The organism is Parapedobacter sp., from assembly GCF_053550995.1.
The window spans coordinates 1-21,843 of record NZ_JBMQOC010000131.1 but is presented as its reverse complement, the minus strand read 5'-3'; the positions used below and the strand labels follow the sequence as shown (position 1 = coordinate 21,843).

The 21,843-nt window shown below is 51.8% G+C and carries 23 protein-coding genes; 20 read left to right on the top strand and 3 right to left on the bottom strand.

All coding sequences use genetic code 11. The annotated features are described in order from the left end of the window. Positions 1-34: 34 nt before the first annotated feature. The 10 genes from ACO1NT_RS17955 to ACO1NT_RS17910 all read left to right on the top strand — a co-directional run bounded on the left by ACO1NT_RS17955 (position 35) and on the right by ACO1NT_RS17910 (position 10,318). On the top strand, positions 35-787 hold the full coding sequence (locus tag ACO1NT_RS17955) for an ABC transporter ATP-binding protein (RefSeq protein WP_449050122.1): 753 nt from the start codon (positions 35-37) through the stop codon (positions 785-787). Then, positions 780-2,066: an ABC transporter permease gene (locus tag ACO1NT_RS17950; RefSeq protein WP_449050121.1), complete on the top strand. Its 1,287-nt coding sequence runs from the start codon at positions 780-782 to the stop codon at positions 2,064-2,066. Before ACO1NT_RS17955 ends, ACO1NT_RS17950 begins: the two co-directional genes overlap by 8 nt. Continuing rightward, positions 2,066-2,485 carry an acyl-CoA thioesterase gene (locus tag ACO1NT_RS17945; protein WP_449050120.1) on the top strand — a complete coding sequence of 140 codons (420 nt, stop codon included), beginning with the start codon at positions 2,066-2,068 and terminating at the stop codon, positions 2,483-2,485. The genes ACO1NT_RS17950 and ACO1NT_RS17945 overlap by 1 nt, the downstream gene beginning before the upstream one ends. Next, positions 2,482-3,609 carry a beta-ketoacyl synthase N-terminal-like domain-containing protein gene (locus ACO1NT_RS17940; RefSeq protein WP_449050119.1) on the top strand — a complete coding sequence of 376 codons (1,128 nt, stop codon included), beginning with the start codon at positions 2,482-2,484 and terminating at the stop codon, positions 3,607-3,609. Before ACO1NT_RS17945 ends, ACO1NT_RS17940 begins: the two co-directional genes overlap by 4 nt. 3 nt (positions 3,610-3,612) lie before the next feature. Further along, the gene (locus tag ACO1NT_RS17935; RefSeq protein ID WP_449050118.1) at positions 3,613-4,239 is read left to right on the top strand and encodes a hypothetical protein; all 627 of its coding nucleotides are present in this window, start codon (positions 3,613-3,615) and stop codon (positions 4,237-4,239) included. Further along, positions 4,232-4,486, top strand: coding sequence for a phosphopantetheine-binding protein (locus tag ACO1NT_RS17930; RefSeq protein WP_449050117.1), 255 nt, complete (start codon positions 4,232-4,234; stop codon positions 4,484-4,486). Before ACO1NT_RS17935 ends, ACO1NT_RS17930 begins: the two co-directional genes overlap by 8 nt. Further along, positions 4,483-5,691, top strand: a complete 1,209-nt coding sequence (locus tag ACO1NT_RS17925; protein ID WP_449050116.1) for a beta-ketoacyl-[acyl-carrier-protein] synthase family protein — start codon at positions 4,483-4,485, stop codon at positions 5,689-5,691. The genes ACO1NT_RS17930 and ACO1NT_RS17925 overlap by 4 nt, the downstream gene beginning before the upstream one ends. Further along, positions 5,684-6,742: a beta-ketoacyl synthase chain length factor gene (locus ACO1NT_RS17920; RefSeq protein WP_449050115.1), complete on the top strand. Its 1,059-nt coding sequence runs from the start codon at positions 5,684-5,686 to the stop codon at positions 6,740-6,742. The genes ACO1NT_RS17925 and ACO1NT_RS17920 overlap by 8 nt, the downstream gene beginning before the upstream one ends. A 156-nt stretch (positions 6,743-6,898) precedes the next feature. After that, positions 6,899-8,233 (top strand): M16 family metallopeptidase, encoded by a 1,335-nt coding sequence (locus ACO1NT_RS17915; RefSeq protein WP_449050114.1) that lies wholly within the window; start codon positions 6,899-6,901, stop codon positions 8,231-8,233. 39 nt (positions 8,234-8,272) lie between these two features. Beyond that, positions 8,273-10,318, top strand: a complete 2,046-nt coding sequence (locus ACO1NT_RS17910) for a M16 family metallopeptidase (RefSeq protein ID WP_449050113.1) — start codon at positions 8,273-8,275, stop codon at positions 10,316-10,318. A gap of 1 nt (position 10,319) precedes the next feature. Here the strand turns inward: ACO1NT_RS17910 and ACO1NT_RS17905 are convergent, their stop codons facing one another. After that, positions 10,320-10,841, bottom strand: coding sequence for an NADPH-dependent FMN reductase (locus tag ACO1NT_RS17905; RefSeq protein WP_449050112.1), 522 nt, complete (start codon positions 10,839-10,841; stop codon positions 10,320-10,322). Positions 10,842-10,966: 125 nt separating this feature from the next. On the opposite strand from ACO1NT_RS17905, the gene ACO1NT_RS17900 reads away from it, so the two are divergent. From ACO1NT_RS17900 to ACO1NT_RS17875, 6 genes are all read left to right on the top strand, one after another. Further along, the gene (locus tag ACO1NT_RS17900) at positions 10,967-11,764 is read left to right on the top strand and encodes a ParA family protein (protein WP_449050111.1); all 798 of its coding nucleotides are present in this window, start codon (positions 10,967-10,969) and stop codon (positions 11,762-11,764) included. A gap of 6 nt (positions 11,765-11,770) precedes the next feature. Beyond that, the gene (locus tag ACO1NT_RS17895) at positions 11,771-12,694 is read left to right on the top strand and encodes a ParB/RepB/Spo0J family partition protein (protein ID WP_449050110.1); all 924 of its coding nucleotides are present in this window, start codon (positions 11,771-11,773) and stop codon (positions 12,692-12,694) included. Next, entirely contained in the window at positions 12,694-13,431 is a 738-nt protein-coding gene (locus ACO1NT_RS17890; protein ID WP_449050109.1) for a DUF5683 domain-containing protein, read from the top strand. Before ACO1NT_RS17895 ends, ACO1NT_RS17890 begins: the two co-directional genes overlap by 1 nt. A 34-nt stretch (positions 13,432-13,465) precedes the next feature. Next, complete coding sequence (gene dapB, locus ACO1NT_RS17885; protein ID WP_449050108.1) at positions 13,466-14,215, top strand: 4-hydroxy-tetrahydrodipicolinate reductase; 750 nt, start codon at positions 13,466-13,468, stop codon at positions 14,213-14,215. A 40-nt stretch (positions 14,216-14,255) separates the two neighbouring features. Then, a complete protein-coding gene (gene lepB / locus ACO1NT_RS17880) occupies positions 14,256-15,677 on the top strand; it encodes a signal peptidase I (RefSeq protein ID WP_449050107.1) in 1,422 nt (473 codons plus the stop codon). Between the two features lie 151 nt (positions 15,678-15,828). After that, positions 15,829-17,754: a redoxin domain-containing protein gene (locus tag ACO1NT_RS17875; protein ID WP_449050106.1), complete on the top strand. Its 1,926-nt coding sequence runs from the start codon at positions 15,829-15,831 to the stop codon at positions 17,752-17,754. Between the two features lie 103 nt (positions 17,755-17,857). Here ACO1NT_RS17875 and ACO1NT_RS17870 read toward each other — a convergent pair whose 3' ends face one another. Then, positions 17,858-18,169 carry a hypothetical protein gene (locus tag ACO1NT_RS17870; RefSeq protein WP_449050105.1) on the bottom strand — a complete coding sequence of 104 codons (312 nt, stop codon included), beginning with the start codon at positions 18,167-18,169 and terminating at the stop codon, positions 17,858-17,860. Between the two features lie 116 nt (positions 18,170-18,285). Here ACO1NT_RS17870 and ACO1NT_RS17865 point away from each other — a divergent pair, with 116 nt between their 5' ends. The 3 genes from ACO1NT_RS17865 to ACO1NT_RS17855 are packed head-to-tail and all read left to right on the top strand — an operon-like array spanning position 18,286 to position 20,306. After that, entirely contained in the window at positions 18,286-18,849 is a 564-nt protein-coding gene (locus ACO1NT_RS17865; RefSeq protein ID WP_449050104.1) for a TetR/AcrR family transcriptional regulator, read from the top strand. After that, positions 18,827-20,089 (top strand): FAD-dependent oxidoreductase, encoded by a 1,263-nt coding sequence (locus tag ACO1NT_RS17860; RefSeq protein ID WP_449050103.1) that lies wholly within the window; start codon positions 18,827-18,829, stop codon positions 20,087-20,089. The genes ACO1NT_RS17865 and ACO1NT_RS17860 overlap by 23 nt, the downstream gene beginning before the upstream one ends. A 10-nt stretch (positions 20,090-20,099) precedes the next feature. Then, positions 20,100-20,306 (top strand): hypothetical protein, encoded by a 207-nt coding sequence (locus tag ACO1NT_RS17855; protein WP_449050102.1) that lies wholly within the window; start codon positions 20,100-20,102, stop codon positions 20,304-20,306. On the opposite strand, the gene ACO1NT_RS17850 is transcribed toward ACO1NT_RS17855, so the two are convergent. Further along, the gene (locus ACO1NT_RS17850; protein ID WP_449050101.1) at positions 20,303-21,019 is read right to left on the bottom strand and encodes a pyridoxine 5'-phosphate synthase; all 717 of its coding nucleotides are present in this window, start codon (positions 21,017-21,019) and stop codon (positions 20,303-20,305) included. The two genes, ACO1NT_RS17855 and ACO1NT_RS17850, sit on opposite strands and share 4 nt — an antisense overlap. A 52-nt stretch (positions 21,020-21,071) precedes the next feature. Between ACO1NT_RS17850 and cdaA the strand changes: the two genes are divergently transcribed. Beyond that, the coding region (cdaA, locus tag ACO1NT_RS17845; RefSeq protein WP_449050100.1) for a diadenylate cyclase CdaA at positions 21,072-21,843 on the top strand (772 nt) is incomplete at its 3' end.

Genomic DNA, 21,843 nt, shown 5'->3' with positions numbered 1-21,843 from the left:
TCCCGATGTCCCCAACTTTCCTTATTTTCGCCCCATGGACGAAATCATCCGCATAGAAGCACTATCTAAACGATATGCGGGCAGCGACCGATATGCGTTGAAGGACTTGTCGCTTTCCGTCGGGAAGGGAGAGATATTCGGCTTATTGGGTCCGAACGGGGCGGGCAAGACCACCTTGATCTCTACGCTGTGCGGGATGATCAAACCGTCTTCGGGGGACCTTTGGTTCGGCTCATTGAATTATCGCCGGCATAGCCGGCAAATTCAGCGGCAATTGGGCGTGGTACCGCAGGAATATGCACTTTACCCCACACTTACGGCCGAGGAGAACCTATATTATTTAGGGAGTTTGTATGGGCTTGCGGGCCGCGACTTAGCATACCGCATCGCGCAGGGGTTACAACGGGTCGGGCTATCGGAGTTCAGTAAAAAGCCCATCAAGACCTTTTCGGGCGGTATGCAACGGCGGGTAAACCTGTTGGCAGGCATCTTGCACCAGCCCAACGTGCTTTTCCTCGACGAACCAACGGTGGGCGTGGATGTTCACTCCAAAGAAGTGATCATGGCGTTGCTCCACGAGCTCAACCAGCAAGGAACTACCATCATATATAGTTCTCACCACCTTAACGAAGCACAGCACTTCTGCACGCGCATCGCCATCATCGATGCCGGAAGCATTGTGGTGGAGGGTAAGCCCGACGAGCTTATCGCATCGGTACTGGAAGCTACCACCCTCGAAAACGTATTTATACACCACACCGGCAGCCAACTGAGAGACTATGCGTAAATTGATGGCTTCGGCATATAAGGAAGTGCTGCTGTTGCTTCGCGACTGGGGTGGTCTCGCCATCCTGTTTTTTATGCCGGCCGTGTTGATCATCACGATCACGCTGATCCAGGAAAGCACTTTCAAGGCGGTAGGCGAATCGACCCTGCCGATTGTACTGGTTGATGACGATAGCGGCGAGATCGGCCGAATCGTGGCCAGCAACCTCCGTGATGCCCCCAACATCCAGTTGGTGACGGAATTTGATGGCAAACCCATCGATAAGGCAATTGCCCGGACCCTCGTGAGCGAAGGCCATTACCAGATTGCCCTCATCATCCCCGAAGGCATCAGTAAGGAGCTGAATGAAAAGGTAAACCATAATGTCGACCAGATCCTGGGTGAATTTGCTTTGATAGATGCCGACAGCGCCCAAACCGAAGAAGAAAAGGAATGGAAAACGCAGGAGATTACCATCTATTTCGACCCTGCGGCAGGGCAGACGTTTCGAAACGGTGTAAAAACCAATATCGAACAACTCCTCGCGAAGGTGGAAGTGCAGAAAATATACGATGTTTTCATCGATCAGATGGGGCTGGAAGAAGATCCGGGACTGCTGAACGGCGAAATTATTTCATTCAGGGAAACGATTGCCCAAAAAGGCAGCGACGGCATCATCCCCAATGCGGTGCAACACAATGTACCCGCATGGATTTTATTCGGCATCTTTTTCATCGTGGTGCCACTGGGTATCAACCTGGTGAAAGAGAAAAACCTCGGCACCTACATCCGCCTGCGCACCAGCCCGGTGTCTTATGCCATTATCCTGGGCGGAAAAATACTCACCTATGCGGTGATTTGCCTCATCCAGTTTATGTTGATGCTGTTGATTGCCAAGTACGTTTTCCCACTGATTGGCCTGATTGAGTTCGATCCGGGCGGGCAATTCCCGCTGATGCTGCTGATTGCCTTCGTGGCTGGCCTCGCTGCCATCGGGCTGGGCATCCTCATCGGTACCGTTGCCGAAACGCAGGAGCAATCGGCCCCATTCGGCGCCATCTTCGTCATCATCCTTGCGGCACTGGGTGGGGTTTGGGTACCCACCTTCATCATGCCGGAGATCATGCAGAAAATATCGGCATTCTCGCCGATGAACTGGGGTATTTCGGCCTTTTACGATGTCATCCTCCGTAATGGCACTGCCGCTGATATTGCACAGCCATTGGCCTACTTGTTCCTGTTTTTTACAGCCACTTTGCTAGCCGCTATCCTTTACGACAAACGAAACACAACAAGCTGATGGACGCTATCCTTCGACACCGCACCCGCTTCCGCGTACGTTTCAACGAGACAGACCCCCTGGGTATCGTGTGGCATGGCCATTACATTGCCTATTTTGAAGATGGCCGCGAAGCCTTTGGCGAGGCCATGGACATCAGCTACCGCCATATCCGCGAGCAGGGGTACCTGGCGCCGGTGGTGAAGTGCGCCTGCGAATATAAATTGCCGCTGCGCCATGGCGAGTGGGCAGACATCGAGACGGTATTCGTGAACAACGCGGCCGCCAAAATGATGTTCCGCTATACGATATTCAATACCGCACAGCAGATGGTGGCCACCGGCGAGACGACGCAGGTTTTCACCGATATGGGCGGTGAGCTAATCCTCACCAACCCTCGGTTTTTTTCCGAGTGGAAAGATAAATACGGCCTATCATGAGGGATGCGGTGTACATCGTCGGTGATACGGTCATCTCCCCCTTGGGGATGGGAAGTGAACTCAATTTCCAACGACTGCTTGACGGACATATGGCCATTGCTCCGGTTATGGATGTGCACTTATGCGACCATCCCATCCATGTAGCCCGGATAGCCGATGAGCCCTGGACAAGCCTTGTCCGCGATGCAGCGCGTTACACACGGCTAGAAAGGCTATTCATTCTCGCCTTGCAAAGGCTCATCGATGAACAAGGCATTCCACTGGATAGCAGCACCTTGGTGGTCCTCTCTACCACCAAAGGCAACATTGGGCTGTTGGGCAATCCGGCAAGCACCTTCGCACAGCAACGGACCAGCCTCACCGCCATGGCGGCAGCCATCCGGCATTATTTCGGGTTCGAAAACCCGCTCATTCCCGTCTCTAATGCTTGTATATCCGGCTCACTGGCCATCGCTGTAGCCCGGCGGATGCTCTGCTATGGTGGCCGCTACCAACGGGCCATCGTGGTAGGGGGCGACGAGCTATCGAAATTTATCGTATCGGGATTTGACGCATTCCAGGCGCTGGCCGACGAGCCCTGCCGGCCGTTTGACCGCGACCGGAAAGGGCTGAACCTGGGCGAAGCCGTGGCAGCGGTTTACCTTACTACCGAACCGGTAGCCGGTGCCATGAAGATTGCCGGCGTGGGTACCTTCAACGATGCCAATCACATATCGGGGCCCTCCCGTACGGGCGAGGGGCTTTACCTGAGCATCCAACGCGCCATGGGCGAAGCCTCAACGGTGACACCCGACTTCATTTCTGCCCATGGCACAGCTACGCCCTATAACGATGAGATGGAAGCGATTGCCTTCCAGCGGTGTGGTTTATCAACCACACCGGCACATAGCCTAAAAGGGTATTTTGGCCATACCTTGGGGGCCAGCGGCTTGCTCGAAACCGTCATGGCCATCCATTCGGTGAAAAACAACCGGCTGATCCCATCAGTCGGATTTGTGCACCAAGGCACCAGCCAGCAGTTGAACCTCATCACGCAGCGCACGCAGCGGCCGCTCCGCGCCTTCCTGAAAACTGCCTCGGGCTTTGGTGGCTGTAATATAGCGACGATGTTCCAAAACGTGTGACGCATGGAAAGACACAGCCACAGTATCCGATCGTATTGTACCATCCGCGGGCGTACCATCCATATAAACGGTCATCTTTTTTTTGCTGCCGACCCTACCATACCGCTGGGTGACTTCCTCAAATTGGCCTACCGGCAGCTGGCCATCGACTATCCGAAATTCCATAAGATGGATGGCCTCTGCAAGGCCATGTTTATCGCCGCAGAGCTTATCGTTCGTGAATCGGGCCCCTATGAACGCCATGCCCCGCTCATATTCGCTAACCGATCATCCAGCTATTTATCCGACAGCCGGCATGCCAACGATATTTTCCGGATAGACGATCCGGTAGTCAGCCCGGCGACATTCGTCTATACGTTGCCCAATATCGCGCTGGGCGAAATCAGTATCCGCCACCAATTGCAAAGCGAGAATGTTTTCTTTATTTTTGACAGCTATTTGCCCGAGTTTCTCGTGCCGTACGCCAATGCAACATTAGGTGGGCAGGATGCCGCAAGCAGCGCGCTATGTGGGTGGGTGGAGGTAACCGACGGAACTTGCGACCTCTTGGTATACCGTATTGAGCCGTCGGGGCGGTGGCCGCATAACGTGGAACAATTGAAAAGATTATACAACGAAGAAGATGAGTGAACTGACACAAGAGCTGAAAGCTAAAATCATTGCGCAATTGAACCTCGAGGATCTGACCGTCGACGATCTGGACGATCAGACGCCGTTATTCGGCGATGGGCTCGGGCTGGATTCCATTGATGCGCTGGAGCTCATCGTGATGCTCGACAAAAGCTATGGCATCAAGCTTGCGGACCCGAAGGAGGGCCGGAAAGTTTTTGAAACCATTCAAACCATGGCCGACTTTATCGAAGCCAACCGAACATGAGTGTACCTGACCGGATTGCCATTTCTGGCATGGGAGCCATCTCGGCCATCGGGGAGGACGTCTCGTCCAACCACAGGTCGCTGCGTGCGTCCCACCACGGCATCGTCCCCATCCGGCAATTAGACACCCCCCACAGGGACAAGCTGTTGGTCGGCGAAATAGCCATATCAAACGATCAACTGGCTGAAAGAGTGGGTGTCGCCGGAGACGACGCCTATACACGAAGTACCTTACTGGCATTGTTGGCTGCGAAAGAAGCGACTGCCGCCATAGACCTGTCCGACGGCAGCCGAACAGGGCTTATCTCTGCCACTACCGTGGGCGGCATGGATGCTACCGAACGCTATTACGAGGATTACCTGGCAACAGAGACACACCGGCATTTTATCCCAACGCATCCATGCGGCTACGGCACCGAACAGATCGCCCGCCACCTCGGGATAACCGACTATGTGACCACCATCAGTACCGCTTGCTCCTCGGCGGCCAACGCCATCATGCTGGGCGCCCGGATGATCAAGGCCGGGCTGCTCGATCGCGCCGTCGTAGGCGGCACCGACTGCCTGTCGCGTTTTACCATCAACGGGTTTAACTCACTCATGATCTATACCGACGGCCATTGCCGCCCCTTCGACGAGCACCGCAACGGGTTGAACCTCGGCGAGGCAGCGGCCTATCTGGTATTGGAGCGCGCAGCGCTGGTTGCTAGGCATTCGAAAGCCCCCTTGGCCTACCTCTCGGGCTATGGCCATGCCAATGACGCATTCCACCAAACCGCCTCTTCCGACAACGGGGAGGGCGCCTACCTCGCCATGAAGCAAGCGCTTGAGGTAGCCGGCTTGGATGCTGGCGCGGTGGGCTATATCAATGCCCATGGTACCGCTACACCCAACAACGACCTTGCAGAAGGACAAGCAATGCTCCGCATCTTTGGCACCGCTGAAGCGATCCCTATGTTCAGTTCCACAAAAGCATTCACCGGCCACACGCTGGCGGCCGCCGGCGCAATTGAGGCGGTATTTTCCGTATTGGCTCTACAGCACCAGGAAGTTTTCGCTAACCTGAATTTTTCAGAGCCCATTGCGGCGTTGGGTATCGTGCCCCAAACCACACAGCGACACGCGACCCTCAACCACGTGCTGTCCAATTCATTCGGATTCGGGGGTAACTGCAGTTCCCTGTTATTTTCAAAAGCCCATGATTAAGCCCATTTATATCCATGGGGTGGCTGGCATTTCCATACAGCCGACCACTGAACCCGGCTATTTTTTCGACAGCATACAGTCCTATACGCAAAACCCCGTACCCGCACGCGACCCTGATTATAAAGCGCTGATCCCCGTGCTGCAACTACGCCGTATGAACAAGAGCATGCGTATGGCCATTTTCACTGCGCAATTGGCATTGCTGGACGCCGGCCGTACAACGGTCGATGCTGTGATCACCGGGTCGGGATTGGGTTGCCTACGCGATTCCGAGCGCTTCGTGGAATCCTTGTTGACTGACGAAGGGGAGGCTTTGAACCCCACGCCCTTTATCCAATCTACGCATAACATGGCCGCCGCCGCCATTGCGCTGGCCCTCAAATGCAAGGGCTACAACATGACCTATGTCAACAACGCCAACTCATTCGAGTCGGCGCTGCTTGATGGCATGGTCTATCTGGATGAGCATCCCGACGCCACCATCCTGTTGGGCGGAGTGGATGAACTTGGGGAACGTACGACGCTGTTTTGGGACATGGCAGGTTACCTAAAAAATGGGGAGGTGGCCATACCTACCCCGCTAAACGACCCAACTCCCGGCGAAATCGCTGCCGAGGGCGCAACGTTTTTCGTGGCCTCACGACAGGCAGGCCCAAAGGCAATGGGACAAGTCACCGCCGTTGAGACATGCATCGAAACCGACGACAGTACAGCCTTTGTAAGCCATTTCCTGCAAAAAAACGGATTAAACACCGACTCGATAGATGCCGTGCTGTTGGGATATAACGGCGATTCTCGTTTTGACGGTATTTACCGGAACGTAGCGCAGGCGCTGTTTACCAGGATACCCATCGTGGGTTTCAAACACGTGCTGGGCGAATACGACACGGTGGCTGCCGCTGCGCTGGCATTGAGCCTTCAGCTCCTTGGCGAGCAAAGCATTCCCACAGCACTCCAATTGGATGGCCCACAGCCGCAACGGCTAAAACGCCTGCTGATTTATACCCAGCGGCGCGGCAGGAACCATGGGCTGATGCTCGTGGAACGGTAGTGGCCTTCGGCAAACGACGGCTACCGTCTATTGGGAAAAAACGCTTAAAACCTGAAAGTTGTAACAACCTTCACTGTTTCTCATCCAAGAATGGTAAACTTGCAGTATGTTTAGCCATTAACATACAACTAAGTACTATTAACATCGTATAGCACAATGAATAAAATCTTCACCATTTCCACCGTAGTGGGTGTGTCGCTCGCCATAAGCAGCATGGCAACCGCCCAAAACCGCATCGAATTCAAGGAATTTGAGCTTGACAACGGCCTGACCGTAGTGATGCACCGGGACAACACCACTCCTATCGTAGCCGTATCGGTGATGTACCACGTGGGCTCCAAAAACGAAAATCCCGAGCGCACCGGCTTTGCCCATTTCTTTGAGCACCTGCTTTTCGAAGGTACCGAAAACATTGGCCGGGGTGAATACATGAAAAAAATCGAATCCATCGGCGGCACGCTCAATGCATATACATCGAACGATGTGACCTACTACCACGAAGTGGTGCCGGCAAACTACCTCGAAACCGCCCTGTATATGGAAAGCGAACGGATGCTCCACGCCAAGATCGATACCATTGGCGTAGAGACACAGCGCAGCGTGGTCAAAGAGGAAATGCGACAACGCATAGATAACCAGCCGTACGGGACGATCCTGCAGGAGACCTTCAAGCGGACACATTTGGTGCATCCTTACAAATGGCCCGTAATCGGCTCAATGGAACATCTGAATGCCGCAACGCTCGATGAGTTCATGCAGTTTTACAGAACTTATTACGTACCCAACAATGCGGTGCTTTCCATAGCGGGCGACATTGATTATGACGAAACCGAAGCGTGGGTACGGACGTATTTCAGCGAGATACCCGTAGGCATCGGCACCATCAACCGGCCAACGGTAATCGAACCCCGGCGCACGGAAGAAACACGCGATGTGGTATATGACAACATCCAACTGCCCGCAGTTATCCAGGCTTATAACCTGCCGCCCAAAAAACATAAGGACAGCCATGCACTGAGCATGTTATCCACCTATCTCACCGGCGGGAAAAGCTCCCTGCTGACCAAAGAAGTGGTAGACAAGCAGCAGAAGGCGGTAGCATTGGCTGCGTTTCCGCTAGACTTGGAAGATGGCGGCGTATTCTTATTATATGGAATTGCGAACATGGGCGTATCTGCCGACTCACTCGAGCACGCTATAGACGAACAATTGGAAAAAGTGATTGCCAACGGCATATCCGAGGACGATTTCCAAAAGTTAAAGGCACAGGTTGAAAACGATGTGGTAAGCCAACATGCCTCCGTGGCCGGCATCGCGGAGAGTTTAGCCAACGCCAAAACGTTTTTTGGCGATGCCAACGAAGTAAATAGGGAAATGGACAAATATAACCAGGTATCGCGCGCCGACATCCAACGTGTAGCCGAGGAATACCTCGGTAAAAACGGACGGGTGGTGCTATACTACCTCCCTAAACCCGCCAATGGCGAATAAGTACCCAACCCGTAAGTAATGACCATAAAAAAGACGACAATGAATAAGATCAGCATATTATTTTTGGTGGCCTGGTGCAGCATGGCAACCGCTTTTGCACAAGTAGACCGCAGCAAATACCCGGAGCCCGGCCCGGCTCCGCAGATCAATATCGGCAACCCCGCTACCTTCACATTACCAAACGGTCTCAAGGTGTTCGTGGTGGAAAACCACAAGTTGCCACGCGTTACGTACTCATTGGTGTTGGACCGTGACCCGATTCTGGAAGGAGATAAGGCTGGACTCACCTCCTTCGTGGGCGACATGCTTATGGGTGGCACCACCACACGCAGCAAAGATGAGCTGGATGAAGCCATCGACCGCATCGGCGCCCACATCAGTGCATCATCGACCTCGGCCAATGCTTCTTCGTTGAAAAAGTACAACGACCAGCTGCTCGATCTTTTTGCCGACGTATTGTTTAACCCCGCTTTTCCACCATCCGAATTGGATAAGCTGAAGAAGCAGGCGATCTCCGGACTGGCCGCAGCGAAGGAAGACCCCAACAGTATCGTCGGGGTGGTGCGGAATGCGGTGATGTACGGCAAGGACCACCCCTATGGGGAGACGGAAACCGAGAAGACCGTGGGCAATGTGCAGGTAGACGATATCAAAAGCTATTACAACACGTACTTCAAACCGAATATTGCTTACCTGGCCATTGTAGGAGACATTACTGCCTCGGAAGCGAAAAAGCTGGTAAACACCTATTTCTCGAACTGGAAACGTGGTGACGTACCCAAACATGAATGGCCCTTACCCCAAGCACCCACCGGCAACAAGGTCGTGCTCGTGAACCGCCCGGCAAGTGCCCAATCGGTCATTAACGTGGGATATCCCCTTGCATTGAAGCCCAATAATCCTGATGTCCTTGGGGTATCGGTGGTGGCCGACATTTTGGGAGGAGGGGCTTCTGCAAGGCTCTTCCAAAACTTACGCGAAGATAAAGGATACACCTACGGTGCCTACGGCAGCATCAATCCGGACGAACTAGTGGCCCGGTTAAACACCAGCGCCAGTGTGCGCAATGCCGTAACCGATAGTGCCACACAAGAGTTCATCCACGAACTGAAGCGCATCGGCGAGCATACGATTACCCAAAAGGAACTCGATCTGGCCAAGGCTTCCCTGGCAGGCCGTTTCGGCCGGTCGCTGGAGCAACCATCCACCATCGCGCGGTTTGCCATCAACACCGAGTTGCAAGAGCTACCCAAAGATTATTACCAAAACTATCTCAAAAACCTGGATGCCCTGACGCTCGCCCAGGTCAACGCCATTGCCACCAAATATGTACATGGCGACAATGTGCAGATTACCGTGGTGGGTAAGACCGATGACTTCGCCGACCAAATGGCCCGTTTCGGCGACGTGCAATATTACACGGTTACTGGCGAACCGGAGGTGAAGGTGGCCATTACAGATGCCAGCATAACGGCGGAGGGTGTGATCGCGAAATACCTCGAAGCCATCGGCGGAAAGGACAAGCTGACCGCCGTGAATACCATCAGAATAGGAAGTGAGGCGGAAATACAGGGAATGACCATCACCATGGAACAGTTGGTGGATAAGACCAAACAGATTGCGGTACAGAACACAAAGCTGGGGCCGCAGCTACTGTCTAAAGTTGTGGTCACCCCCGATCAGGTAACGGTTACTTCACAGGGACAATCGCAGGAGCTGCAGGGGGAAGCCGCCGCTCCCTTCCAATCGCTATTGCTCATTTTCCCCGAACTCACATATACTTCGGATGATGTGTTACTTGAGTTGGATGGCCTCGTTAAGGTAAATGATGAAGACGCGTACAAGTTGAAGGTGACCCGAGGGACCGATACGTCGGTGGATTACTTCAGTGTAGCATCGGGCCTCAAGCTGAAATCGGAAAGTGAACTTTCGGGGGAAATAACCATCGAGGAATATGCGGCTTACGACGGCATACAGTTGCCCGGAACGGTCTCCATCGTCAATAAAATGATGCCCATGCCGTTAAAAGCGGTGACCAAAACAGTTGCCATCAATGGCGACATCAGCGAGGACGAACTGAAGTAGGTTAAAACCGGATGAACTCGTCGAGCTGCTCGTTGGTAAACCTCAGGGTATCCCCACGATAGAGGTTTCCCTGGTCATCGAGCTCTTGGAAGATATGCGGAATATGGATGCGCAGGGGCATTACTTGCAGGCGTACGTAGTGGCACACACCCGTGAAATGGTCGACCCCGCGTACGTTGCCATACCTACCGCTTGACAGCCCCACCAGCGCCGCTTTTTTATTGAAGAAGCTGTTGGGAAACTGGCAGGCATCAACGAATGTCTTCAGTATGCCCGGGAAGCTTCCATTATATTCGGGGATAATAAAAATGAATTTTTCGGTCGCCGTGACCTGATCCTGATAAGGTTGGAAAGCGACGCTTCGATTTTTATACATATCCGCCCCGATAAAGTCGGACGACAGGTCAGCAAGCGAAAGAATATGCGAATCGACGCCCCGTTCCGTAAGTTTCTGCTGATAATAAGTGGCCAGTTTAAACGTATTACTATGTGGGCGGTTCGTACCGGATATGATGGTTATCATAATGGATTAAATTAAAAAAGCGTATCTTAGCCCGTCGCTTTCGCAGTTACTAAAATGCTCAAAAGTACGAATTAATGGATACTTTTGGGGGGCGAATTAAAAAGAGCGCTAATTTTTCATCACCCATGGGTAAAATCATTGCAATAGCTAATCAAAAAGGAGGGGTGGGTAAAACAACGACCTCCATCAATTTGGCAGCCAGCTTGGCTGTGCTTGAATATAAGACGTTACTGGTCGATGCGGATCCGCAGGCCAACTCAACATCGGGAATAGGCTTTGACCCGCGTACGGTCAAAGCCAGCGTGTATGAATGCTTGGTCAATGACCTCAGTCCACGGGAAGCCATCCAACATACGGACACGCCCAATCTCGATTTGCTACCTGCCCATATCGACTTGGTGGGTGCCGAGATTGAGATGATCAACCTCCACGAACGGGAATATAAAATGCGGCGCATTTTGGACGAGGTGAAAGACGAATACGATTTCATCGTGATTGATTGTTCACCTTCATTGGGTCTCATCACCATCAATGCCCTGTCGGCTTCCGACTCGGTCATCATCCCCGTGCAATGCGAGTACTTTGCGCTCGAAGGGTTAGGAAAGTTACTCAACACCATTAAAATCGTGCAGAACCGGCTCAACACGGCCTTGGAAATCGAAGGCATCCTCCTGACGATGTACGACGTGCGCCTGCGGCTTTCCAACCAGGTGGTCGAAGAAGTCCGTACCCATTTCAATGACCTCGTGTTCGATACCATCATCCAGCGCAACACGCGGCTGAGTGAGGCACCTAGCTTCGGCATTGCCGTCATCATGCATGACGCGAACTGCAAAGGGGCCATCAATTACCTGAACCTAGCGCGGGAAATCCTTGAAAAAAACAACCTCAATAAAGAAGAAACAGCACACATAAGCGTATAGTAAACCATGGCAGCACAACAACGGAAAATAGGTCTGGGTAAGGGATTAAGTGCGTTGCTTGATGATTCCGAAGAGGTAACACACCGGTCGGGCGAAAACAAAGGGGTGGGCGATGTGAAAGCGCAACGCGTACCTGCCGGTATCAGCGCGGTCGCTATTTCCCAGATCGTCGTTAATCCATTCCAGCCACGAACGGACTTCGACGAAGAGGCACTGCGTGAGCTGGCAGATTCCATCAAACTCCAAGGGCTGATACAACCGATTACGGTGCGCCAAGCGGGTCGGGGCACGTACCAGCTCATCAGCGGCGAACGCCGCCTCCGCGCTGCCAAACTCGCGGGCCTTACCGAAATACCTGCCTATGTGCGAGCCGCCAATGACCAGCAGATGCTCGAAATGGCGCTCATTGAAAACATCCAGCGGGAGAACCTCAACGCCATGGAGGTCGCATTGAGTTTCCAACGGATGATTGAGGAGTGCAACCTCCGGCAGGAAGAACTCGGTGAACGCGTGAGCAAAAACCGGTCGACGGTAACCAACTATCTGCGATTACTGAAGCTTCCTCCCGTCATACAGGCGGCCATCCGCGATGGACAACTCAGCATGGGCCACGCCCGGGCATTGATCAACGTGCCCGAGATCGACAAACAGCTTTATATTTTCAGGGAGATTGTCAAAAAGGGGCTTTCCGTGAGGAAAACGGAAGAACTGGTACGAGACATACAGGGGCTTTCCAATAGGGGAAATGCCAAAACCACGAAAAATACGCCGCTGTCTTTTCAATACCAGAAGGTGGAAGACGATCTCGCGTCAAAATTCTCCACGCGGGTGCGGCTGAAAGCCCCTGATAAAAAAGGGCGGGGCGCCATCGAAATCCCCTTCCATTCGGAAGATGACTTGAACCGAATTCTCGAATTATTAGACTGGTGATGAATCGATTGCTTATTATCTTGCTGCTCGCTTGGGTATCCGTCGGCACGGTCCGTGCACAGGAGCCCGATAGCCTTCAGCGTGATAGCATCGCGAAGCCGGTGGATAGCTTAGCTGCCGCCAAAGTGGATACCACGGCCGGTGAAACCCGAAAGGAACGGCGGCAGCGGGAAAAACGTGAACGGGAAGCGGCTGAACAAGCCCAGGTGGTGTTCAAGGATTCGGCGCGCCTGGCACTAGAGGCCATGTCTAATAGACCCTGGAAACAATCGCTGATGGTACCCGGCTGGGGGCAGATTACCAACGGCGGCTGGTGGTGGCTCAAAGTACCGGTGATTTATGGGGGCTTCGTGAGTGCGGTACTGGTGTTTGAGTTCAACAACCGATATTACCATGACATCTTGGGAGAAGTGCAGTACCGCATTAACAATAACCACGCAATTCCGCCAGAAACGAAATACCCGCAACTTGGAGCCGGTAGCCAAACAACGGACTATATGATTACTGCAAAGGACTATTACCGACGAAACCGCGATCTCACCGTACTGGTTACACTCGGTTGGTGGGGGCTCCAAGCCGTGGAGGCCTATGTTACCTCCATGCTCAAACACCGATGGGAAATAGACGACGACCTGGCATTTAACATTGCTCCTACCCTATTGGCCAACCCCGGCTCGTCGTGGGCATACCGATCCCAACCCTATACGATTGGCGTGAAGGTAGGTCTTAGATTTTAGGCAACAAACAATAGACAATAGACATACGACTAACATGAACATCGCATTACTCGGATACGGCAAAATGGGGCAGCTTATCGAACGCTTTGCCCAAAAGCGTGGCCACCATATCCACCTAATCGTGGATGAAAACAACCGCGCGGACATCGTAGCGGCCGACTTGGCGGGTGCCGATGTGGCCATCGACTTCAGCAGGCCGGAAGCTGCGGTAGCCAACATCGAGTTATGTTTTGCTGCCGATGTACCTATCGTGGTGGGTACCACGGGCTGGTATGGTCAGCTCGATACGGTAAAAAAACGGTGCTTAGACGGTAACAAAACACTACTCTATGGTTCTAATTTCAGTATAGGGGTTAACGTGTTTTTCCACATCAACAAGATGCTGGCAGCCACAATGAACCCATACAAGCAATACGACGTACAAGTGGAGGAAATTCACCATACGCAGAAACTGGATGCGCCAAGCGGTACGGCCATCACGATCGCTGAGGGTATTATCGAACACAATGATGGGAAGACCGGATGGATCAACAACCTCATCGGTGAAGGTCACGAGGCCGTTCCGAAAACAAACGAGCTGCTCATAGAAAGCCATCGCATCGATGAGGTGCCCGGCACCCATACGGTGCTCTACAGCTCGGAAGTAGACCAGCTCGAATTCAAGCATACCGCCCATAGCCGCGCTGGCTTCGCCTTCGGGGCCGTGGTGGCGGCAGAATGGGTGCAGGGCCGGAAGGGATTTTACCAAGTGACCGAAATGTTTAACTTTGGCGGGCACATTTAATAGAAAACTAGTAAACGTTTACAATACAAAAACCTAATATATGGGATATATTGTTTTTACCATCATCCTTATCCTCGTCCATTTCGGGCTTTGGAAACTTTTCGTTAAAGCCGGCCGCCAAGGCTGGGAGTCGCTGATACCCATCTACCGCGAATATGTCATCACCAAAATAACGGGGCATCCCGGGTGGTGGATTGCGTTGCTGCTTATCCCGATTGTGAATATCTTCATTTTCTACGGCCTGTACCTCGATTTGGTCAAATGCTTCGGCAAGCGTCGGTTTTGGGAGTATGCGGCGACGGTATTGGTGCCATTCGTGGTATTGCCGTGGTGGGGTAACGACCCGAAGGTAACTTACTTGGGGCAGTCGGCCACCGCCGATTTTAAGGAGAAATATCCCTATAAGAAATCCGTTGCACGCGAGTGGGCTGATGCCATCGTATTCGCCGTTGTGGCTGCAACGCTCATCCGGGGGTTCCTCATTGAAGCCTATATGATCCCCACGGGCTCGATGGAGAAAAGCCTGCTGGTAGGCGACTTCCTGTTTGTGAGCAAGTTGAACTATGGCCCCCGGGTACCGATGACTCCCGTGGCCTTCCCTTTCGCCCACCACACCATGCCGCTTGTTGGCGGTAAAGCTTACTGGGAGGGCATAAAAATCGGATATCACAGGCTGCCGGGCTTCCAGGAGATCGAACGCAACGATGTGGTGGTGTTCAACTATCCCATGGAGGCCGACGCACCCTTCAACCGCCCCATCGACAAACGTGAAAATTACATCAAACGTGCCGTGGGCATTCCAGGTGATACCATTTCACTGCGCGGAGCCAACCTGTATGTAAACGGGGAGCCTGGATTCGAACCCCCACATAGCCAAATGGATTATTATGTCTATACCGATGGTACCGGACTGAATCCGCAGCGGCTGCTCGATATGCGGATAGAATACGACCCCTATGCCCGCGAACCCTACCGGCTTTTCCTTACGGAAGAGGCATATGAAGAAGTAAAAAGCTGGGCCAACGTGACGAAGATCGTCCCCAACATCAGGCATCAGGACACCAATGAACCGGGCGTGTTCCCCAGCAACAAGCTGTACCATTGGAACATCGATAACTTCGGCCCGTTGATTATCCCCAAGAAGGGATGGACGGTGAGCCTGGACAGCCTAACGATGCCGCTGTACGAGCGGGCTATTCGCGTATATGAAGGCAATGAGCTGGAAACCCGCGATGACGGCATCTACCTCAACGGCACCAAGGTTGACAGTTATACCTTCAAAATGGACTACTATTGGATGATGGGCGACAACCGCCATAACTCCGAAGATGCACGGACATGGGGCTTCGTACCGGAGGACCATATCGTGGGTAAAGCGCTGTTCGTATGGCTTAGCTGGGACAAAGACGGCTCATTCTTCGACAAAATACGTTGGGAGCGAATTTTCATGGGTATCAAATAGGCCGTGCGTTCCACTGTTATAGCTGACCTTCGCATCACACATCACTAATTTTTTAGTTTTAAAACTATTTTCCATACATTGCCGTTATTATTGATAAGTAGCCGGTGAGTATCACGGCGGTGGCCAATGTAAAGAACAAAATAGTACACATATGAATACTTTAAAATTAGTGATGCTGGGTATGGTTATGCTCATCATCAGCCTGCCGGCCGTCGGCCAGCAGTCCAACACCATCTCGTTATCTGACGAGCAGCCGCAACGTGGTGAAAAGTTGACATTTACTTTCATGCCCGAAGACCCCTCGAAGGCATATGACGCATCGCTGTACGTGTTCCATTCAGCGGGTTTCAACGCGGCAGACCTCCAGATGGATGCGGCGGGTGCTGGCTACAAGGGTAGTTTTTCCCTGCCAGACAGTGCCACGGCGGTACTCATCAGCGTGGCTGAAACCGGTGGTGACAAGAAATGGGGCGCCGCTTACCAAGCGTATGCCGAAGGTAAACCGGTACGTGGATCGTATGGGGCAATGGCCCAGGTCTATAACGGCATGGGCGAATATTTTGCCGGCATTGACCGCGATCCTGCGAAAAGCGTCGAATGGGTAAAGAGAGAGATTACCCATTTCCCAGCGGATGAAAACAAGCATTTCGCCGCGTATATGGGTGCACTGGTGGCCAACAAACAGGTCGATGAAGCTAAGCGGCTGGCGGACGAACGCGCCGCAGTGGCATTCGCGGACGAGGCAAGCGGTGAATCCGATCTCCTGAATGTGGCTAACGGCTACGAATATTATCTGCGCGATAAGTCGACCGCCGATTCATTGAAACATCTTATCGCAACTCGATACCCTGATGGTAAACAAGCCGCTAGCCAAGACCTCGCCGCCTTGCGGGCAGAAGGCGATTACGCCAAGAAGTCAACACTGTTTGACAATTATATCCACACGTACAGCAAGCAGGCATCCTCCAGCCTGCAGCCGGCTTATGTGGCGATGGCCCAAGCCGCGCGGCAAGCGAAAGATTATCCCAAGTTGGACGAATACCTCACGAAGATAGAAAATAAAAGCTCCCGCGCATCGCTGCTCAACCAAGTAGCGTGGCCGCTGGCAGAGGCCGGTGAGGACCTCGATTATGCAGCCGCCAAATCCAAGGAATCGTTGAAGCTGCTGGCCGACATCATTGCCGACCCGACTGATTCGAAGCCGGCTTCCATGACCGAAAGCCAATGGAAGAAAAATGCCGAGTATGGCTACCGCAACAATGCAGATACCTATGCATTGATCCGATATAAGCAAGGCGACATTGCCGAAGCCCTTGACTACCAACGGAAAGCCGTAGGCGAATATAACAGCGCTGAGGTAAACGAACGGTTCGTGCTATTCCTGAAGGACTCGGGCAAGCTCGACGAAGCACAGGCCGCCGCTGAGAAATCGATAGAAAATGGCCAATCCACCGAAACGTTGAAGGGCTACCTAAAGGCCATCTATTCTGATAAAGGCCACGATGACCAAGAGTGGGGAACTTACATGGCCGGACTTGAGGAACGTCATCTGGCCGAAGTCCGTAAGAAACTGATTGCCTCCATCATCAATGAGGAAGCCCCGCAATTTTCATTGGTCAACATGGACGGTGAAACGGTTTCTTCAGCATCACTGAAAGGTAAAGTCTATGTGGTTGATTTCTGGGCTACCTGGTGTGGACCCTGCAAGGCTTCTTTCCCGGGTATGCAACTGGCGGTCGATAAGTTCAAAGACCGCGATGATGTGGCGTTTCTTTTTGTAAACACGTGGGAGAATATCCCCGACCGGGAAGCCAAAGTGAAGCAGTTCATTGCCGACAACCAATATTCATTCAATGTGTTGTTTGACACCGTAGAAGGTGAAGGCAACGACTTTGACGTTGTCGGCGCATATGGTGTAAGCGGTATTCCCACCAAGTTTATCGTCGATAAAAACGGTCGGATCCGTTTCAAAGCCGTGGGCTATTCGGGGTCGCCGGAGGGAGAACTGCAAAAGGTATCCATGATGATTGAGCTTGCCGCCAATCCACCCGCTACGACAGCGGCGGCAATGGAATAAGTTGTTGAGGCACATGGTCATTGCAAATTCAGGAGTTGCCACCGACATAGATGTGGCTGAGGGAAACACAGTGCCCTCAGCCACACGGATGATTTCAATCTGTTCATTCATGTTCGATCGTTATTTTCCCCAAAAACTGACTGTTTGAAAACCGGTGGAGGTTATGCACTGCCACAAAGGCATATACCAGCCATTCGCTGCCGGCAGGTTCATCAAATATATCCACCAACGCCGAACCTATATGGCGAGGGCTCTCGCCCACAAACAGGTGTTTGGTAGATTCTTGATAAGCCACCTCAAACACCCGGTCATCATCAAAGGCCCGGTTTTGGGATGCCCCGGTATTCCACGAGACCCGCAGCTGTCCACCGGTGTACGACGAAATAGAAACCTCCAATAGCCGCCTCAGCTCCATTGAAACACCCAGACCGGTTACAAAAGGGTCACAAAGTAGGTTTACACTGAAAAGTCAATTATATAAAAAATTGACCGACCAGTCAGCTTTTTTGTAACTTGTGCAAAAAGTAAATAATGATCGACGGAATAAACAGTGCTAATACATCGAAGAGCGAAATAAAAATCATCAAGGCTGCATTTGATTTGTTTGCCAATAAGGGTTATGCAGCCACGTCAGTAGAAAAAATCGCCTTCAAAGCCAAGGTTTCAAAAGGCTTGATCTATCATTATTTTGATAGTAAAGAAGCTATACTCAAAGCTGTGTTTTCTTCACTTGTCGAGCGGAGCGGAATCATCAATTCAGCCTCAATAGCCAATGAGCCTCAACAATACCTGAAAAATCTAATCGAACAATCCTTCGAATTTATCACCGGTCAAACGAAACTTTTAAGGTTACTATTGTCCTTGTCCGCGCAACCGGAGGTAGTAAAAGGATTGAAAAAAGAATTGGAAAGCATTCGCAGCCTATTGATGGAGCGGATGGTTGGGGTGTTTAAAAAATTAAGGTATGCACAGCCGGAATTGGAAGCTTACCAATTGATTGCCATCTTCGATGGGGCCGGATTAGGGTACATCACCTTAAAAAGCTACCCAATAAAAGAGCTGCGGGCATTCGTTGAAAAAAAATATAACCTTTAGTTTGATTGAAATGATGGAAGCGACTTCTCTTTTGAGCCAATACGAGCTGGCAAAAAACGACAGCGTGAAGACACTTATTGTCGGTGCGGGGATTGCAGGCATCACTGCCGCCCAGATGTTGCGAAAGGACGGTAAACACCCTGTTCTTATCGAACGACATAAAGGCAACGTACATCCGGGGTATATGCTGGCATTGATGCCCATGGTGGATACGGTCTTTGATGATTTGGATGTACGCGACGAATACAGAAAAAGAAGTATTCCGTTTAGCAGGTACGGATTGCACAACCGAAAAGGCAACATGACTCGGATAGATGCGATAGCAAAATTACTGGACCGTTATGGCGATTATCGAGGAATTGCCAGGGGGCAACTATTGGAAACGTTAACATACCATGGTTGCCCCGTTGCTTTCGATACAGTTGTCACTGCAATAAATCAATCTGAAGAAAATACGAGCGTAGATTTCCAATCAGGCAGCGACGACGTTAGGCTGGATTTTGACTTAGTGATTATTGCGGATGGTATACATTCCCAAACGCGTAACATGGTACTGGCAAACCAAAGGGTCGAAATCGTGGACACCCATTGGGGCGGATGGGTTGTCTGGGCGCCGGCAGATGAAGATATGGATATGGGGGAAGAACTCTGGGGTGCTGGATTCTTTTATGGGGTGTATCCGGTAAAAGATAAATTGGGAGTATTTTTGGGTGGCGATCTAAAAGATACAAAAGACGGCAACAAGCCTTTTGTTGCTGCCATAAGAACGAAATTAAAAACCATCGATCCCCGAATGGAACGCTGTTTGGGAGCCGTAGAAAATGCCCAGAATCCTTTTTTTTGGCCATTGGCCGATTGCCGTTGTCCGCAATGGGCTTTTGGAAAAACCATACTATTAGGAGATTCCGCGGCCGGCTTCCTGCCAACAGCAGGCATCGGAGCCGGTATGGCCATGGAATCTGCATGGGTATTAACACGTATGTTGCGCCACGCCCATATAGACAATCTAGGGATTTTGCTCAGTGCCTATGAACAATCTCAAAAGCCAAGGGTAGAATCGGCCCAAGGTTCGTCACGGGGATTGGCGAATATGATGTTCCGGCAAAGCAAATTTTTGGCGCTTTTACGCGACCTACTGATGCACTTTGTGAGTGTAGAGGTGGCTATCAAGCCCATTCGGAAACTAGTTGCTCACCCACCAAAACCCGATGAAATTGCAAATAAAGCCTTAAACATGTAACAACCGGAATATGGCAGCACTAAAAATCAGTGGCAACAATTTCAAAATATACTTAAACGACAAGGCTGGCTTGACCGATGACGAGCTCGGCCTGCTTCCATATGTCCCCAAATCCAAACATATCAAAAAAGGACAACCCCTTGTCGCCGAAGGACAGATATGTAGAGATTATAAAAAGGACGACGAAAGTGGAAATTATAGCATAATTAACTTCTAGCCCAACTGCTCGTTGTATCGCCTAATGGTTTCTTCCAACCCAAGGTACAAGGCGTCGGCAACCAAGGCGTGGCCGATGCTCACTTCCAGCAACCCGGGTATATGCTGGTTGAAGTATCGCAGATTATGCAAATCGAGGTCGTGTCCCGCATTGAGCCCCAACCCCACTTGCTGGGCCACCTTCGCTGCCTCAAGGTAAGGTGCCAAGGCCCGCTCAGGGTTATCCACATAGTCACGCGCGTAAGCTTCCGTATACAGTTCCACCCGATCGGCACCTGTTTCGGCAGCGGCTTCCACCATGGCGGGATCCGCATCGACAAAAATGGAAACCCGTATACCTTCCCCTTTAAACAATGCACACATATCTTGCAGGTACGATCGATGTTTAAGCGTGTCCCACCCATGGTTGGACGTGATCTGTCCCGGATCATCGGGCACCAAAGTGACCTGCGCTGGCTGTGCATCCAATACCAACCGAACGAACTTCTCCTCGCGGCTATTCCCCTCAATGTTCAGTTCGGTATGGATAGCCGTCTTTAGGTCAAACACATCTTGGTAGCGGATATGCCTTTCATCCGGCCGTGGGTGCACCGTGATGCCTTGGGCGCCGAACCGCTCGCATGCCAGTGCGGCTGCCAATACATTGGGGTTGTCGCCACCGCGCGAATTGCGGAGCGTGGCGATTTTATTGATGTTGACGGAAAGTCTAGCCATGGCAATTGTTTTTTATCTAGCAAAGATATAAATTTATTAACTTGCCCGGGATATGGACTTGCAGAGCTTCGACTTCAATTTCCGGTTGCTAGACATTGTCGACATCCTCTTGGTGGCGGTCATCCTATATTACGTTTACAGCCTGATACGGGGCACCATCGCCGTTAATATCCTCATAGGCCTTGGGCTTATCTATGTCATTTTCCTGCTCGTTAAGCAATTCAACATGCACTTGCTCACCGAGATTTTCGGGGGCTTCATCAGTGTGGGTTCGCTGGCCCTCGTGGTGGTTTTCCAGCAGGAGATCCGGCGATTCCTCATCCACATCGGCAAGAACATATCCGTAAGGCGGAAAAATTTCCTCTGGTCGGTTTTTGTCAGTAAGAAGACGGCCGAACACGACCACCATGCACACCTCAAACCTATTATCGATGCCTGCCGTAGCCTATCCAAATCATATACGGGTGCCTTGATTGTATTCGCCAAGTATTTCGACGAAGACTACTACCAAACCAGCGGTGAATACATGGACGCCCATCTATCCAAGCGATTGCTCGAAAGCATTTTCCAAAAAAACAGTCCGCTGCACGACGGTGCCGTGGTCATCGTCGACTTCAAAATCATGACGGCCAGTTGTGTGCTTCCCTTGTCGGAAAGCGAAGACCTACCGCTCCACTTCGGGCTCCGACACCGTGCGGCCATTGGGGTTACGGAGGTAAGCGATGCCGTGGCGGTGGTCGTCTCGGAAGAAACCGGCGAAATATCGTTCGCTAAAGACGGCAATGTCAATATGAACATCAGCCACGAGGAGTTGGAAGAACTGC